The organism is Aeromonas sp. FDAARGOS 1418 (assembly GCF_019048585.1).
In the GTDB taxonomy this organism is placed as follows: Bacteria; Pseudomonadota; Gammaproteobacteria; order Enterobacterales; family Aeromonadaceae; genus Aeromonas; species Aeromonas caviae.
Genome location: NZ_CP077387.1, coordinates 3,143,285 through 3,156,841, shown reverse-complemented (window position 1 = coordinate 3,156,841; position 13,557 = coordinate 3,143,285). Strand labels below are relative to the sequence as shown.

The following is a 13,557-nucleotide window of genomic DNA, read 5'->3' as shown; positions in this document are numbered from 1 at the left end:
GTGGTAAAGCGGATTGCCTAGAAGAGTACCTCGACCCGGGCTGCCACCGTCTTGGCCTGCTCCACGGCTTCCTGGCAATCCTGCCCACGGGCGAGCGCCACCCCTAGGCGACGACGACCTGCAATCTCCGGCTTGCCAAAGAGACGCAACTGGGCACCCGGCACCAGGGCCAGTGCCTCGCCAATCCCCTGATAGCGGATATCCTGGCTGTGGCCCTCCCGCAGCACCACGGCAGAGGCGCTCGGGCCGTACTGGGTGATGGTGCCGACGGGCAGCCCCAGGATGGCGCGCACGTGCAGGGCGAACTCGGAGAGATCCTGGGAGATCAGGGTCACCATGCCGGTGTCGTGGGGGCGGGGGGAGACTTCGCTGAACCACACCTCGTCACCCCTGATGAAGAGCTCGACCCCGAACAGACCGTAGCCGCCAAGGGCTTCGACCACCTTGGCCGCCACCTCCTTGGAGCGGGCCAGGGCCAGCTCGCTCATGGCCTGGGGCTGCCAGGATTCGCGGTAGTCGCCATCCTCCTGACGATGGCCGATAGGCTCGCAGAAGTGGATGCCATCGACCGCGCGCACCGTGAGCAGGGTGATCTCGTACTCGAAAGGAACGAAGCCTTCGACAATCACCTTGCCACGACCGGCACGGCCCCCCTCCTGGGCATAGGTCCAGCTTTCATCCAGCCTAGCGAGGTCGCGCAGCAGGCTCTGCCCCTTGCCGGAGGAGCTCATCACCGGTTTGACCACGCAGGGCAAGCCGATGGCCTCGACGGCGGCCACAAACTCCTCCTTGCTCTGGGCAAAGCGGTAGGCAGAGGTGGGCAGCCCCAGGGTTTCGGCGGCGAGGCGACGGATCCCCTCCCGGTTCATGGTGAGCTGGGTGGCGCGGGCATTGGGCACCACCTTGACCCCTTCCTGCTCGAGGGCGGTCAGGGTGTCGGTGGCGATGGCTTCAATCTCGGGGATGATGAGGTCGGGCTTGACCTCGGCCACCAGGGCGCGCAGGGCTGCGCCATCCAGCATGTCCAGCACGCGGGCCTGGTGGGCCACCTGCATGGCGGGGGCGTTGGCATAGCGGTCGGCGGCGATCACCTCGATACCGAGCCGCTGCAGCTCGATGGCGACCTCCTTGCCGAGTTCGCCTGATCCCAGCAGCAGGGCGCGGGTCGCAGTGGGGCGGGTGGCGGTTCCAAACATCTGATCTCTCCTGAGGTCGGTGGTCAGCAGGGCTGATCCGGGTGAGCAAAAAAAGAGGCACGCATGGCGTACCTCAGGAAGTGGGTGGGTGGGCGCGCTGCTCCAGATGGGTGAGCAGGGTGATGGCGCCGATGATGATGGCCGCCCCCAGCCACAAGCGGCCGGGGGGGGCCCAGCCAAATACCAGCCAGCCGGCCAGCACGTTCATGGGCAGCTTGGCAAAATCAAAAGGTTGCACGAAGGAGGCCTCTGCCACGCTGTAGGCGCGGGCGATGGACATCTGGGCCAGTGCCGACAGTACGCCAGAGGCGGCCACCAGCAGCCACTGGGTTTCGCTTGGCCACTGCCATTCAGGGATCGCCAGCATGGCGTTGAACGGGGTGCTGAAGACGAGCAGATAGACGACGATGGTGTGGGACGACTCGCTGGCCGCCTGATAGCGCACCAGCAAGGAGTAGCCTGCCCAGAAGAGGGCGGCCGCCACCGGCAGCAGGGAGGCCAGGGTGAAGTCGTCGGTCCAGGGGGCCAGGATCAGCATGGCGCCCACAAACCCCGCCAGGGTCGCGAGAATGCGGGCCCAGCTCACTTGCTCTTTGAGAAAGAGGGCTGATCCCAGGGTGGCAAACAGGGGGGAGGTCATCAAGAGCGCGATCCCCTGCCAGATGGGGACGGGGACCGCCAGGGCCCAGAGCCAGAACTGGATGCCGGTCACCGCCAGGGCGACCCGCAGCAGGTGCAGGCGCAGCTGGTTCGTCATCAGGGACTGGCGCAGACCGTGGCGCACCAGCCAGGGCAGCAGGCAGACCAGGGCTATCAGATATTGGTGAAAGGCGACCTGGGTCGAGGGAAGGCCGAGCGTGAAGCTGACATACTGGCTCAGGCTGTTGACGGCGGCGAAGCAGAGGCCTGCCACCATCATCCAGACGGCGCCGGCAAAGGGGGAGTGCCTGCGGGAGGAGGTCATGAGATCCGGATCACGTACAAAAAGTGCGGCGGATCATAACGGCAATCGTTTGTCATGCCAAGGGTGTGGAGTTTGATGAGCCCCTCTCTGCCGAGGAAATGCACAGACATCAAATTTTTTGAATGACTTGAGCATCTATTTTCGCTATCAGGCTTTAATGCCAGTCTTTATAGTGACCTTCATCGACAGCCTGGCTGTTCAATTGACAATCAAATGGAGTTTCACCATGGCCAATATCCTCGTTCTGAAGTCCAGCATCCTGGGCCAGTATTCCCAATCCAACGCCCTGATCGACGGCTACCTGGCCGAGCGCCAGGGTGACACCATCCAGGTACGCGATCTGGCGACCCTGAACCTGCCGGTGCTGGACGGCGAGCTGGCCATGGGCCTGCGTGGTGGCGAGAACCTGAACGAGCGTCAGCAAGCGGTGCTGGCCCAGTCCGACGAGCTGGTCGCCGAGCTCAAGGCGAGCGATCTGGTGATCATCGCGGCCCCCATGTACAACTTCAACATCCCGACCCAGCTGAAAAACTGGATCGATCTGGTGGCCCGTGCCGGCGTGACCTTCCGTTACACCGAGACCGGTCCGGTCGGCCTGGTGGAGAACACCCGCGCCCTGGTGGTCAGCCCCCGTGGCGGCATGCACGTGGGCAATGCCACCGACCTGGTAACCCCCTACATGCGTACCGTGCTGGGCTTCATCGGCATCAACGAAGTGGACTTCATCTATGCCGAAGGCATGGGCATGGGGCCGGAGGCGCAAGCCAAGGGGATCGAGCAGGCCAAGGAGCAGCTGGAAACCCTGGCTTACTGATGCGACTCGGGGCCTCCCCAGTATCCTGAAACAACAACGCAGCCCTCGGGCTGCGTTGTTGTTTTTGGGCAGTCATCGCGCTCTGGCGTCGTTATTCGCGCAGGAAGTGGCGGCAGCCGCTACCGACCATCAGAAAGACCGCCACCAGGGAGGCCAGCAGCAGGGTGGTGAGCCACTGCTCGGCGCTGTTGGGGACCTGGGGGAGGAAGAGGCTGATCACCAGCAATGTGCAGAGGGTGATCAGGCTGGTTGGTCGAATGAGGCGCATCATGGGTCATCCTTGGCTGCGGGTGGTGAACGAGAGGCTAACCGCGGTCTGTGACAACAAGATGTATCCATACCTCTTGCGAACATCAACTGACCGGGTAGCCACCACCTTAGCAGCTTTTGCCGACGGAGCCAGCGGCATGGGTCGGGTTGTGATCCGGATCCCTATCTGAACTGCTTCTGAGCTTCCTGATAGTGGAAATCGCCACTGGCCAGCCTGGCAACCAGGGCCTCTTTATCGAGATCCTGCGCCCGGCAAAGATCATCGAGATCCTCGTAGTGATCACGCAGCTGCATGTTGACCAGGCTCAGCAGCATGTTGACATCCATGGTGGCAAAGTTGTTCAGCTTCATGAGGGTTGCTCGTTGTCCAGCAGGTGAAGTTGTTCGATGGCATCGCTGACGCTCTGCAGGTGCAGGCGAATGCTCTGGCGCGCCTCGGCCGGCAGATAGTCGGTGAGGGTGTGCTGCCAGCTTCCCGCCTCTGTCTTGAGCTGCTGGAACAGGGTGAGCCCCGCCGGGGTGAAGGAGACCAGGCTGATGCGCTTGTCCTGCACGCTGTTCTCGGTGAACAGGATGCCTTTCTCCACCAGACGATGGATCTCGCGGGAGATCCGTACCTTGTCCATGCCGCTCGCCTCCACTAGCTCCTTCTGGCTGATGGGGTAGTGGGGGCCGAGCACCATCATCAGGCGCCACTGGGGCACGGTGAGTTGGTACCGCTGCTGATAAAACTGTTCAAAGGTATCGCGCACCATCTCAGCGGCGTGAACCAGCTGATAAGGAGGGTAGTGCGCGAGCAGCTCAATGATCTTCGACATATGACATCCTGCTGTGGCGGCTGCATCGGGTGCAGTTTCTCTTGATACTTTGGCCTTGATGATACGTAACACAGGGGCATTTGTCTGACCAGTCACCAGAAAAATGTGCGTTTGCGCACGTGTTCTGTCATCGAATCGGCAATTGGGGTCTCAACTGGCCTGCTTGCCCGCACTCTTTCGCAGCCATATCAAGGCGTTGTGGGTCAGCCAGGCCTCGCGACTCTGCAAGGCGTAGAGCGCCGCCTCGTCACGGCTGCCTCCCTGCCAGCGGCGAGGTTCCTGCTTGGGCAAGCGGCGCTGGCCCAGCAAAGTGGCGGGCACATGGGGATTGATCCTCATTGCCGCCGCCAGATGAGGGCGCGCCGCCGTTTCCCCTTCGCAGACAAAGCTCATCAAGGCCTTGTTGTAGAGCAGCCAGCAGGAGGCTTCATCAAAGCGCACCAGCAGTTGTTGCAGGGCATCCCACTCCCCTTGCCAGGCATAGAGGGTGGAGAGGGGGTGGCGGCAAGCGGGCTCGTCGGCGCGGCAGAGGGCGAGCAGGGACAGGTACTCATCCCGTGCCTGCCCAAGCTGCCCAAGTCGCAGCAGGCAATCGGCTCGACCGGCCCTGGCCGCGATCAGAGGGCGTGCCTCGGGGACCTGCCAGCCATGGCCCGCGTGGGCTTGCCAGAATGCCTCATCGAACAGGAGGTTGGCATCGGCAATGATGCGCTCGAACCAGCCAAGGCGAGGGAGGGGATCGCGGCTCTCTGCCGCCAGCTCGAACCACTGCTGCCACTGGCGAGTCTGCTCGTTGTCCAGGGACGGGCTCTCTTCAGGCTCGGCCTCGTAGTGATCCTGGCCGAGCAGGAGGTTGAGGGCCGTCTTCATCTGCTGGCGTTGACGCTTGCAAAAATCGAGGAAGGGGAGCTCGCTGGCCGCAGCCTGGTGCAGCATCATGGCCATGGGCTTGTCGCGAAACAGGCAGAGCTCGGCCACCAGGCTGAAGCGATGGCGGGTCGCCGGATCGTTCAGGTCGGTCGGCGTCGGCCAGCAGGCCACCCCCTGACTGAAGCCATAGCTCCATTGGCCCAGAGGATGGCGCTTGTCAAACACCTGCTCCGGGTTGTCGGTAGAGAGGCGACACTGGCTCGGCAGGGCCAGCTGTGCGTCGTCGGCCTGGGCTTCCAGCTCGGCGATCAGGTGATGCAGCGCCTCGGCACTCTTCCCGTCCAGCGCTGCATCATGAGGCAGCAGGCCGGCCAGCGGATCTTGCCAGTCGGGGGCAACGGGCCCCGTCAGACGGGCGCACAGGAAGCCGTGCAGGGCGGGGTAACTCATCTCCTGCTGGCTGTGGGTCTGGATCCATTGATTGAGATGACGGGTACGAGTGGCTGGGTTCATCGACGCTTCCTCTGGATTGACGGCCGCGAAGTCTACCTAAAAGTAGGGTTATTTGCAGCAAAGGGGGAACTGAATGCTGCTAATATCGTCAATCTGGCCGCCCGGGAGCGGGAAAAGAGGTCAGACACAGGGGGGAGGGGCTAGGTCCTGCTGCCGCTCTGGGGTAACATGCGCGCCTGCATGACATAAATCGGCCCCGTCCTCTCTCATCCGACGGCGGCGATGCACCTCTATATGACGGGTCTTCCATGAGGTGGGCCCATCCGGATATTGAAAGAAGAGATCACCATGTTACAGATTGGCAAGATGAACACTCTGACCGTCGTCGAGATCGAGGAGCGCGGCGCCTGGCTGGCGGCGGGGGAATACGGCGAGCTGCTGCTGCCCAGGCGCCAGTTGCCGGAAGGCGTCGCCGAGGAGAGCGAGGTGTCCGTCTTCCTCTATCTGGATGCGGATTGCGAGCCGGTGATCACCACCGACAAGCCCTTCGCCATGGTGGGGGACATCGTCGGTCTCAAGGTGGTCAACGCCAACAAGATTGGTGCCTTCCTCGACTGGGGCATGAAGAAGGATCTCTTCGTACCAAGCCGCGAGCAGAACAAGCCGATGCAGGTGGGCCATGTCTATCTGGTGTACCTGATGCTGGACAACGAAGGGCGCATGGTCGGCACCAGCCGTCTGGAGCGCTTCCTGCGCATCGACCCTCCTTTCAAGAGCGGTGACGAGGTGACGGTGCTGCCGGGGGAACACACCCCCCTTGGCATCAAGGCCGTGGTCAATGGCCAGTACGCCGGCATGCTGTTCAAGAACGAGGTGTTCGGCCGCGTGATGACGGGCCGACCGCTGACCGCCTGGGTCAAGCAGGTACGCGAAGATGGCAAGCTGGACCTGACCCTGCAAAAGCCGGGGCTGGCCCGGATGGATGACGCCGGTGCGCGCATCCTGCTGCGTCTGCAAAAGCAGGGGGGCAGCCTTGCGGTGGGAGACAAGAGCGATCCTGACGTCATCTACAAGATGTTCAGCATGAGCAAGGGCACCTTCAAGAAAGCGATCGGCGGCCTCTACAAGCAGGGCAAGATCGTCATCGAGGAGCACAGCATCCGCCTCGTGGGCTCCGACACGCCGGCAGGGGACGAATAAGGTGCCGAGTCCCTGCATCGGTGACTGCCGGGCCAAGGAGGGGCTCTGCCTCGGTTGTGGCCGCACCCTGACCGAGATAGGCGAGTGGTCCGTCATGGACAGCGAGGCCCAGCTGGCCCGCATGGCTGAGCTCGATGGCTCGAAGAGCACTCATGCCTGCCCGGGCTGCGGCGAGCCGGCGTTCTGCGCCGTGTCGGCGGGGGAACCCATCGAGCGCTGCTGGTGCAACCAGCTTCCCGCGTTGCCCATGAGCGATGCCAGCGCCTGCTGGTGTCGCCGCTGTCTGGCCAAGGCCATCGCGGCAGGCCCCTGACTCGGGCAGCGCAAAAAACGAAAAAGGCGCCTGGGGCGCCTTTTCTTATGCCTGTTGCTGGCGGTGCCAGCGGATATGCACGTCGTGCTCGCTCTGATCCCGGGGGAGCAGGAAGGTGGCGTAGATCACCTCGAATTCGTCCTGATGATCCAGCAAGCCGACCCAGACCTCGGCCCAACGTGCCATGTCCACCGGCTCGCCGAGTTCGGTCGACCAGTCGGCATTGGGCAGGGTTGCCTCCACCGCGCCACGTTGCTCGAACTCGAGGGTGATGTCGACGATTTGTTCGGGGGCCAGCATGTCGGCGGCCTGCTCCAGAAACTGATCATAGGCCCACTCGACCAGCTGATCCGGGCTACGTTGTTCCATGAAATCACTCCAGATACGTCCAGGTTCGCCACTTTAACAAGTATTGGGATGGGCAGCCAGCCCGGGGGCGGTGACGCCGTGCTGTCAAATGGCGGGATCAGGGGATAAGGTTAACAGAGCCGCCAGCAGGGGCGGCGTGACGGGGTGGCCTGGCAAGATGAAGCGACGACAGTACAGAAGGCAGATCAAGCGGCGGCGCGAAACCTGGTGGTGGCACTATCTGCCCCTTCATCGGGAAACCGTCGGCGGCCATCTGGGGCCCGCCTCTGATCCGCAGGATGGCGCTACTCTGTGCCGTGGACCCGGTTCAAGGTGACTTGCCCGAGTTGACCCATCTGACGACGGATCCAGGCCGAGCGCTGCTGCACATAGGGTGAGGGGGGCTTGACCCGATAACGCCAGGGGTTGGGCAGGGCGGCGGCGAGCAGGGAGGCCTCGTAGCGGGTGAGGCGTATCGCCGGTTTGCCGAAGTAGTGCCTGGCGGCCGCCTCGGCGCCATAGATGCCGGGTCCGAACTCCACGATGTTGAGATACACCTCGAGAATGCGGGACTTGTCCCAGCCCAGCTCCATCAACAGGGTGAACCAGGCCTCTATCCCCTTGCGCAGGAAGCTGCGATCGCTCCACATGAAGAGGTTCTTGGCGGTCTGCTGGCTGAGGGTGCTGGCACCGCGCACCCGCCCGCTTTGCTGGTTGTGCCTGAGGGCCGAGCTGATGGCATCCATGTCAAAGCCGTGATGTTCGGCAAAGCGCTGATCCTCGGCAGCGATCACCGCCAGTTGCAGCTCCCGGGAAATCTGCTCAAGCGGCACCCAGTCGTGCTGCACCTCGGCCACCTTGGCAGGGGGAAACAGGGCGCGTTCGAGGCGCCAGGTCCACATGGGAGGGTCGATGAAGCGCAGCAGCGCAACCGAGACGATGGTGCTCGCAAAGGCGGCCAGCAGCAGCTTGCCGAGCCAGCCCAGCAGTCGCCGTCTGCGCGAAGGCCTCACGGGCGCGGGCCCGCCGTCCCAGTCATAGTGGCCAGGATCATCGGGATCCGGAATTATTGGGGCAGCCATTCGATGTGGCAGAACTTCTCGTCGACGCGGCGGGAGAGCAGCATGCGGGCAAACAGGTGCTCGTACTCTTCTTGTTCGTTGCCAAGGCCGACCCAGATCTCGGCATAGTCGGCGTCGCTCACCTCAAATCCCACGTCGGCCGCCCAGTCGTCGGCGGGATCGGTCTCCGCCAGCAGGCCGCGGTCGTTGAACTCCTGATTGAAGCGGACGATCTCCTGCTCGGGCAGGTTGTCGGAGGCCAGCTCCATGAAGAGTTCGAGGGCGGTGTCGAGCAGTTCCTCGACGCTGTGCATTTCGTCATTCAAAGACATAAGAGCCGTGTTCCAGATAAGGGGAGAGGGAAAGTCCGTCGGCAGCGCCTCGGGGTGCGCGGTATTCTAGCTGGCCCTGATGCCCTTGGCGAGATGCCGGGACGCCAGGCATTAAAAAACCGGATCCTGGGAAAGGATCCGGTCTTCATTGGGGGAAGGGGTCGCGCATGGTGCGTCAGCTCATCCCTTCTTCTGGTCGTCGGCGAAGGTGATGTTGAGCTCCAGCACCGACAACTCGTCACTCTTCTGATCAAGCTGGACGGTGATCTTGTCCGGGTCGATCTGCACGTATTTGCGGATCACGTCGAGGATGTCCTGCTTGAGCTGGGGCAGGTAATCCGGCCCCCCTCTGGATGAACGCTCGTGAGCCACGATGATCTGCAACCGCTCTTTGGCCAGTTGTGCGGTGTTCTGTTTCTTGTTGGAACGAAAATAATCCAATAATGACATGCTTAACTCCCGAACAGTCGGCTAAAGAAGCCCTTCTTCTCTTCTTCCAGAAAACGGAAATCCTTGGTGTCACCCAAGAGGCGGGCGACGGCGTCCTCGTAGGCCTGACCGGCATCGGACTCCTTGTCCAGAATGACCGGCTCGCCGGAGTTGGAGGCGCGCAGCACCGCCTGGGACTCCGGGATCACCCCGAGCAGTTTGATGGCCAGGATCTCCTGTACGTCCTGCACGCTCAGCATGTCGCCGCGGTTGACGCGGGTCGGGCAGTAGCGGGTCAGCAGCAGGTGCTCCTTGATGGGATCCTCACCGCGCTCGGCACGGCGGGACTTGGAGGCCAGGATACCGAGGATGCGATCCGAGTCACGCACGGAAGAGACTTCCGGGTTGGTGGTGACGATGGCCTCGTCGGCGAAATAGAGCGCCATCAGGGCGCCGGATTCGATACCGGCGGGGGAGTCGCAGACGATGTAGTCAAACTGCATCTCCGCCAGCTGATCCAGGATCTTCTCCACCCCTTCACGGGTCAGGGCATCCTTGTCCCGGGTCTGGGAGGCGGGCAGGATGAACAGGTTTTCGCAACGCTTGTCCTTGATGAGGGCCTGGTTGAGGTTGGCTTCCCCGTTGATGACGTTGACGAAGTCATAGACCACGCGCCGCTCGCAACCCATGATGAGGTCCAGGTTTCTCAGACCAATGTCAAAATCGATGACCACGGTCTTGTGGCCACGCTGGGCCAGACCGGTGCTCAGTGCCGCGCTGGTTGTCGTCTTGCCAACGCCACCCTTGCCCGATGTAACGACTATGATTCGCGCCATTCTCGCTTCCTTGTAACTCTATTTGATTCGGTCTATACGAAGTTGTTCATTGTCGAGCCGGATATGGACCGGCTCTTGTATCACGCCTGCAGGCAATGCATCGCTGAGCTGGAAGGTGCCCGCGATGGAGAGCAGCTCGGCCTGCAATTGCTGGCAATAAATGCGGGCCTTGGGATTGCCCTTGGCCCCTGCGATGGCTCGGCCACGCAGGGCACCATAAACATGGATGCTGTCATCGGCGATGACTTCGGCGCCAGGGCTCACCGAGCCCAGCACCACCAGCGAGGTGCCGGCTGCATAGATCTGCTGACCGGAGCGCACCGGGCCCACGTGGACCTTGCTTGCCTCCACGGGCGCTGGCACCGGAGGAACCGGTGCGGCCTCCACTGGCTTGGGCTCAGGCACAGGCGGCGTCGGCTCAGGTTCTGCCTTGCGGCTCTTGCCTGACACCATGACGGCGAGGCCTGCCGCCTTGGCGGCCGTCTTCATCGCCTCGTCCCGCGCCCCCGTGATCCCGACCAGCACGAAGTCTTCCGACTCGACCAGCTCCCTGAGTTGTTCGAAATCGGGGATCGCCTCAAGGCGTTCCACATTGAGGACGAGGGGGGCACAATTAAAAAACTGGGGGGCCTGCGCGACCTTGGCCTCCAGCAGTTGTCGGATCCGGGCCGGATTGCCATCGCTGAGATGCAACACAGAAATAGTGAAGGTGGTCCCTTTCAATTCGTTATCGCGTTCAACCATGAATCTTCCCCGAACCGAGACGGTAATACGTTATTGTTATTCAATTCCTGATGTTATAGTTTGCCACCACCAGAGGCAATAAACCCGTCGGATTATATCAATTTCCATGTTGTGTGCAGTCTATAAAAGTCGCAAAAAAGCCGAGACCTATCTCTTTATTGAACGAAGAGAGGACTTTTCCCGCGTTCCCGAGGTGCTGATGAGTACCTTCGGGCGTCCCGAACTGGTCCTGATGACCAAGCTGGACCCGGCCAAGCCCCTGGGGCTGGCCTCCACGGAGCGGGTGATGGCCGCCCTGAAGAGCCAGGGCTTTTATCTGCAGGTGCCACCGCCACCGGAAAACCTGCTGGAGCAGCACAAGGCGCAATTAAAGGACGCACGATGAGGGCGGGGCGGCTGGCACTGCTGTTGTCAGGCGCCCTGTCGGGATCGCCGGTGCAGGCCGGCCCCGATTTTGACCAGTACGTGGCGAGCCTCAAAGAGCAGGCGCTGGCGGCGGGGATGTTGCCCGAGACGGTGAGTGCGGCCTTTGCGGATGTCCACCTTGTCGATGCCGCCATCAGGCACGACAAAAATCAGCCGGAATTCAAACTGACCCTGGACACATATATTCCCCGGGCGGTGCCGGAATGGAAAGTCAAGCAAGCCCAAACCTTATATCGCCAGCATTTGCCGCTGCTCACAAAAATAGGCCGGGAATATGGGGTTCAGCCCCGCTTTATTGTTGCCTTGTGGGGAATTGAAACCAATTTCGGCAAAATAACCGGCCATTATCCCCTTATCTCTTCTCTCTCGACCCTGGCCTGGGACGGTCGCCGTGAAGCCTTCTTCAAAGGCGAGTTGTTCGATGCCCTGCGCATTCTGGAGCAGGGACATGTGAACCCCGCCAACTTCAAGGGATCCTGGGCGGGGGCCATGGGACAGGTGCAGTTCATGCCCTCGTCATTCCTGCGATACGCGGTGGATCAGGACGGGGACGGCAAGAAGGATCTCTGGGGCAATCTGGCGGATGTATTTGGATCGGCTGCCAATTATCTGAGCCAGAACGGCTGGCGCGAAGACCAGACCTGGGGACGGCGGGTGAGGGTGCCAGAACGCCTGGACCCCGCCTTGCTGGGACTTGATACCCGCAAGTCCCTGGCGACCTGGCAGGCCCTCGGGGTTCGCCAGCAGGACGGCTCACCTCTGCCTGCGGTCGACATGCAGGCCTCCCTCATCCGCCCCGACGATATTCACGGGCGAAGCTACCTTGCCTATGACAATTACCGGGTACTGCGTCACTGGAATCGCTCCCCCTATTTCGTGGTGGCCGTCGGTACCCTGGCCGATCGCATCGTGAAATAGCTCTCCCCCGTTCTTCTGTCACGGCGAACGGGTGGAGGTGATATGCCCGTCTCTTTTTATCCCTTGTCGGCCTCCCTTTGTCCACGAATGCTGCCCTTTAAATTGCGACCAAAAAAAAGCGGGAATATATCCCGCTTTTTTCATGTCATCGCGATCCGGCGTTAGTCGCAGGCGACCTGCATCACCTTGATGGCCAGGCCACCGCGGGAGGTCTCGCGGTACTTGGAGTCCATGTCCTTGCCGGTGATGTACATGGTCTCGATCACCTTGTCCAGCGACACACGCGGCTTGGAGGTGCGACGCAGGGCCATGCGGGAGGCGTTGACCGCCTTCATGGCGGCAATGGCGTTGCGCTCGATGCAGGGTACCTGTACCTGGCCGGCCACCGGGTCGCAGGTCAGACCCAGGTTGTGTTCCATGCCGATCTCGGCGGCTTCACAGACGTGCTCAGGGCTGCCGCCCATCAGCTCGGTCAGGCCGGCGGCGGCCATGGAGCAGGAGACGCCCACTTCACCCTGGCAGCCCACTTCGGCCCCGGAGATGGATGCGTTCATCTTGTAGAGCATGCCGACGGCGGCAGCGGCCAGATAGAAGCGGGTGTACTCGTCGCGGCCCACCGGCTGGATGAACTTGTCGTAGTAGGCCAGCACGGCGGGGATGATGCCGGCGGCGCCGTTGGTCGGCGCGGTGACGACGCGGCCACCGGCGGCGTTCTCTTCACTCACCGCCAGGGCGAACATGTTGACCCAGTCCACGATGTTCATGGGATCGTTGGAGAGGTTCTCGTTGGTGGTCAGCTGGCGGTAGAGCGGGGCGGCGCGGCGCGGTACGCGCAGCGGGCCGGAGAGGACGCCCTCGGTGCGGCAGCCGCGCTCGATCCCTTCCCGCATGGTGGTCCAGATCTTGCCAAGCTTCTTGTAGATCTCTTCCGGGGTGTTGAAGCACTTCTCGTTTTCCATCATCAGGGCGGAGATGGAGAGACCGCTCTGGCTGCAGTGGGCGATGAGCTCGGCGGCACTCTTGAAGGGATAGCTGACGGACATGTCGCCGCTGTCACCCTTGCCAAAGTTCTCTTCGTCGACGATGAAGCCACCACCGATGGAGTAGTAGGTCTTGCTGTAGACGGCGTCATCTTCGATGAAGGCAGTCAGCCTCATGCCGTTTTCGTGCAGGGGCAAGGCCTCGTCATGGAAGATCATGGCGCCCTTGGGGAAGCTGACGGTGTGGCAGTGCAGGCCGATGGGCAGACGACCGGTCTGCTCCACGCGGGAGATGAATTCGGGGATGGCGTCGATGTCGACGTTCTCCGGCAGGTTGCCCGCCAGACCCATGATGATGGCGGTATCCGTGTGGTGGCCTTTGCCGGTCCAGGAGAGGGAGCCATAGACATCGACCTGGATCCGGGTGATGTCACGGATCTTGCCGCCAGCACGCAGTTCATCCACGAACTGTTTGGCTGCCTTCATGGGGCCGACAGTGTGGGAAGAGGAGGGGCCAACACCGATTTTGAAGATATCAAAAACGCTGATCATGTAACAATTACCTCAGGGTAGAAGGGGGCGCCA

18 protein-coding genes are annotated in these 13,557 nt (G+C 62.0%); 5 read left to right on the top strand and 13 right to left on the bottom strand.

The window, feature by feature from the left end:
* Nucleotides 1-17 precede the first annotated feature (17 nt).
* Both purT and I6L48_RS14745 read right to left on the bottom strand, forming a co-directional pair.
* A complete protein-coding gene (purT, locus tag I6L48_RS14750; RefSeq protein WP_216987384.1) occupies nucleotides 18-1,196 on the bottom strand; it encodes a formate-dependent phosphoribosylglycinamide formyltransferase in 1,179 nt (392 codons plus the stop codon).
* 73 nt (nucleotides 1,197-1,269) lie between these two features.
* Nucleotides 1,270-2,160, bottom strand: coding sequence for a DMT family transporter (locus I6L48_RS14745; RefSeq protein ID WP_216987383.1), 891 nt, complete (start codon nucleotides 2,158-2,160; stop codon nucleotides 1,270-1,272).
* A gap of 226 nt (nucleotides 2,161-2,386) precedes the next feature.
* On the opposite strand from I6L48_RS14745, the gene I6L48_RS14740 reads away from it, so the two are divergent.
* Nucleotides 2,387-2,974, top strand: a complete 588-nt coding sequence (locus I6L48_RS14740) for an FMN-dependent NADH-azoreductase (protein WP_039039094.1) — start codon at nucleotides 2,387-2,389, stop codon at nucleotides 2,972-2,974.
* Between the two features lie 91 nt (nucleotides 2,975-3,065).
* Here I6L48_RS14740 and I6L48_RS14735 read toward each other — a convergent pair whose 3' ends face one another.
* The 4 genes from I6L48_RS14735 to I6L48_RS14720 form a co-directional block, all read right to left on the bottom strand.
* Nucleotides 3,066-3,245 (bottom strand): hypothetical protein, encoded by a 180-nt coding sequence (locus tag I6L48_RS14735; protein ID WP_010674636.1) that lies wholly within the window; start codon nucleotides 3,243-3,245, stop codon nucleotides 3,066-3,068.
* A gap of 161 nt (nucleotides 3,246-3,406) precedes the next feature.
* Nucleotides 3,407-3,595, bottom strand: a complete 189-nt coding sequence (locus tag I6L48_RS14730) for a DUF4250 domain-containing protein (protein ID WP_216987382.1) — start codon at nucleotides 3,593-3,595, stop codon at nucleotides 3,407-3,409.
* Complete coding sequence (locus tag I6L48_RS14725) at nucleotides 3,592-4,062, bottom strand: MarR family winged helix-turn-helix transcriptional regulator (protein WP_010674639.1); 471 nt, start codon at nucleotides 4,060-4,062, stop codon at nucleotides 3,592-3,594. Before I6L48_RS14725 ends, I6L48_RS14730 begins: the two co-directional genes overlap by 4 nt.
* Before the next feature lie 150 nt (nucleotides 4,063-4,212).
* Nucleotides 4,213-5,445, bottom strand: coding sequence for a UPF0149 family protein (locus tag I6L48_RS14720; protein ID WP_201927223.1), 1,233 nt, complete (start codon nucleotides 5,443-5,445; stop codon nucleotides 4,213-4,215).
* Between the two features lie 270 nt (nucleotides 5,446-5,715).
* Between I6L48_RS14720 and I6L48_RS14715 the strand changes: the two genes are divergently transcribed.
* Both I6L48_RS14715 and I6L48_RS14710 read left to right on the top strand, forming a co-directional pair.
* Nucleotides 5,716-6,585 (top strand): S1 RNA-binding domain-containing protein, encoded by an 870-nt coding sequence (locus I6L48_RS14715; RefSeq protein WP_113070309.1) that lies wholly within the window; start codon nucleotides 5,716-5,718, stop codon nucleotides 6,583-6,585.
* A gap of 1 nt (nucleotide 6,586) precedes the next feature.
* Nucleotides 6,587-6,898 carry a DUF1289 domain-containing protein gene (locus I6L48_RS14710; protein ID WP_216987381.1) on the top strand — a complete coding sequence of 104 codons (312 nt, stop codon included), beginning with the start codon at nucleotides 6,587-6,589 and terminating at the stop codon, nucleotides 6,896-6,898.
* 45 nt (nucleotides 6,899-6,943) lie between these two features.
* Here the strand turns inward: I6L48_RS14710 and I6L48_RS14705 are convergent, their stop codons facing one another.
* The 6 genes from I6L48_RS14705 to minC form a co-directional block, all read right to left on the bottom strand.
* Nucleotides 6,944-7,267 carry an HI1450 family dsDNA-mimic protein gene (locus I6L48_RS14705; RefSeq protein ID WP_010674643.1) on the bottom strand — a complete coding sequence of 108 codons (324 nt, stop codon included), beginning with the start codon at nucleotides 7,265-7,267 and terminating at the stop codon, nucleotides 6,944-6,946.
* A 284-nt stretch (nucleotides 7,268-7,551) separates the two neighbouring features.
* Nucleotides 7,552-8,259, bottom strand: coding sequence for a monofunctional biosynthetic peptidoglycan transglycosylase (gene mtgA / locus I6L48_RS14700; protein WP_216988081.1), 708 nt, complete (start codon nucleotides 8,257-8,259; stop codon nucleotides 7,552-7,554).
* A gap of 53 nt (nucleotides 8,260-8,312) precedes the next feature.
* Entirely contained in the window at nucleotides 8,313-8,639 is a 327-nt protein-coding gene (locus I6L48_RS14695) for an HI1450 family dsDNA-mimic protein (RefSeq protein ID WP_029314491.1), read from the bottom strand.
* A gap of 180 nt (nucleotides 8,640-8,819) precedes the next feature.
* On the bottom strand, nucleotides 8,820-9,089 hold the full coding sequence (minE, locus tag I6L48_RS14690; RefSeq protein WP_010674646.1) for a cell division topological specificity factor MinE: 270 nt from the start codon (nucleotides 9,087-9,089) through the stop codon (nucleotides 8,820-8,822).
* 2 nt (nucleotides 9,090-9,091) lie between these two features.
* Nucleotides 9,092-9,904, bottom strand: a complete 813-nt coding sequence (minD, locus tag I6L48_RS14685) for a septum site-determining protein MinD (RefSeq protein ID WP_010674647.1) — start codon at nucleotides 9,902-9,904, stop codon at nucleotides 9,092-9,094.
* Between the two features lie 18 nt (nucleotides 9,905-9,922).
* Nucleotides 9,923-10,648 carry a septum site-determining protein MinC gene (minC, locus tag I6L48_RS14680; RefSeq protein WP_039039101.1) on the bottom strand — a complete coding sequence of 242 codons (726 nt, stop codon included), beginning with the start codon at nucleotides 10,646-10,648 and terminating at the stop codon, nucleotides 9,923-9,925.
* Between the two features lie 106 nt (nucleotides 10,649-10,754).
* On the opposite strand from minC, the gene I6L48_RS14675 reads away from it, so the two are divergent.
* Both I6L48_RS14675 and I6L48_RS14670 read left to right on the top strand, forming a co-directional pair.
* Nucleotides 10,755-11,033, top strand: coding sequence for a YcgL domain-containing protein (locus tag I6L48_RS14675; RefSeq protein ID WP_039039102.1), 279 nt, complete (start codon nucleotides 10,755-10,757; stop codon nucleotides 11,031-11,033).
* Entirely contained in the window at nucleotides 11,030-11,992 is a 963-nt protein-coding gene (locus I6L48_RS14670) for a lytic transglycosylase domain-containing protein (RefSeq protein WP_010674650.1), read from the top strand. Before I6L48_RS14675 ends, I6L48_RS14670 begins: the two co-directional genes overlap by 4 nt.
* Before the next feature lie 161 nt (nucleotides 11,993-12,153).
* On the opposite strand, the gene I6L48_RS14665 is transcribed toward I6L48_RS14670, so the two are convergent.
* A complete protein-coding gene (locus I6L48_RS14665; protein ID WP_039039104.1) occupies nucleotides 12,154-13,524 on the bottom strand; it encodes an L-serine ammonia-lyase in 1,371 nt (456 codons plus the stop codon).
* Between the last annotated feature and the right edge of the window lie 33 nt (nucleotides 13,525-13,557).

Excerpts from the sequence above, each read along its gene's own strand:
- I6L48_RS14695 (WP_029314491.1), bottom strand. The coding sequence starts at position 8,639 with ATGTCTTTGAATGACGAAATGCACAGCGTCGAGGAACTGCTCGACACC.
- I6L48_RS14670 (WP_010674650.1), top strand. The coding sequence starts at position 11,030 with ATGAGGGCGGGGCGGCTGGCACTGCTGTTGTCAGGCGCCCTGTCGGGA.
- I6L48_RS14730 (WP_216987382.1), bottom strand. The coding sequence starts at position 3,595 with ATGAAGCTGAACAACTTTGCCACCATGGATGTCAACATGCTGCTGAGC.
- I6L48_RS14735 (WP_010674636.1), bottom strand. The coding sequence starts at position 3,245 with ATGATGCGCCTCATTCGACCAACCAGCCTGATCACCCTCTGCACATTG.
- I6L48_RS14720 (WP_201927223.1), bottom strand. The coding sequence starts at position 5,445 with ATGAACCCAGCCACTCGTACCCGTCATCTCAATCAATGGATCCAGACC.
- I6L48_RS14705 (WP_010674643.1), bottom strand. The coding sequence starts at position 7,267 with ATGGAACAACGTAGCCCGGATCAGCTGGTCGAGTGGGCCTATGATCAG.
- minD (WP_010674647.1), bottom strand. The coding sequence starts at position 9,904 with ATGGCGCGAATCATAGTCGTTACATCGGGCAAGGGTGGCGTTGGCAAG.
- I6L48_RS14725 (WP_010674639.1), bottom strand. The coding sequence starts at position 4,062 with ATGTCGAAGATCATTGAGCTGCTCGCGCACTACCCTCCTTATCAGCTG.
- I6L48_RS14675 (WP_039039102.1), top strand. The coding sequence starts at position 10,755 with ATGTTGTGTGCAGTCTATAAAAGTCGCAAAAAAGCCGAGACCTATCTC.
- I6L48_RS14740 (WP_039039094.1), top strand. The coding sequence starts at position 2,387 with ATGGCCAATATCCTCGTTCTGAAGTCCAGCATCCTGGGCCAGTATTCC.
- I6L48_RS14745 (WP_216987383.1), bottom strand. The coding sequence starts at position 2,160 with ATGACCTCCTCCCGCAGGCACTCCCCCTTTGCCGGCGCCGTCTGGATG.
- purT (WP_216987384.1), bottom strand. The coding sequence starts at position 1,196 with ATGTTTGGAACCGCCACCCGCCCCACTGCGACCCGCGCCCTGCTGCTG.
- minE (WP_010674646.1), bottom strand. The coding sequence starts at position 9,089 with ATGTCATTATTGGATTATTTTCGTTCCAACAAGAAACAGAACACCGCA.
- minC (WP_039039101.1), bottom strand. The coding sequence starts at position 10,648 with ATGGTTGAACGCGATAACGAATTGAAAGGGACCACCTTCACTATTTCT.
- I6L48_RS14665 (WP_039039104.1), bottom strand. The coding sequence starts at position 13,524 with ATGATCAGCGTTTTTGATATCTTCAAAATCGGTGTTGGCCCCTCCTCT.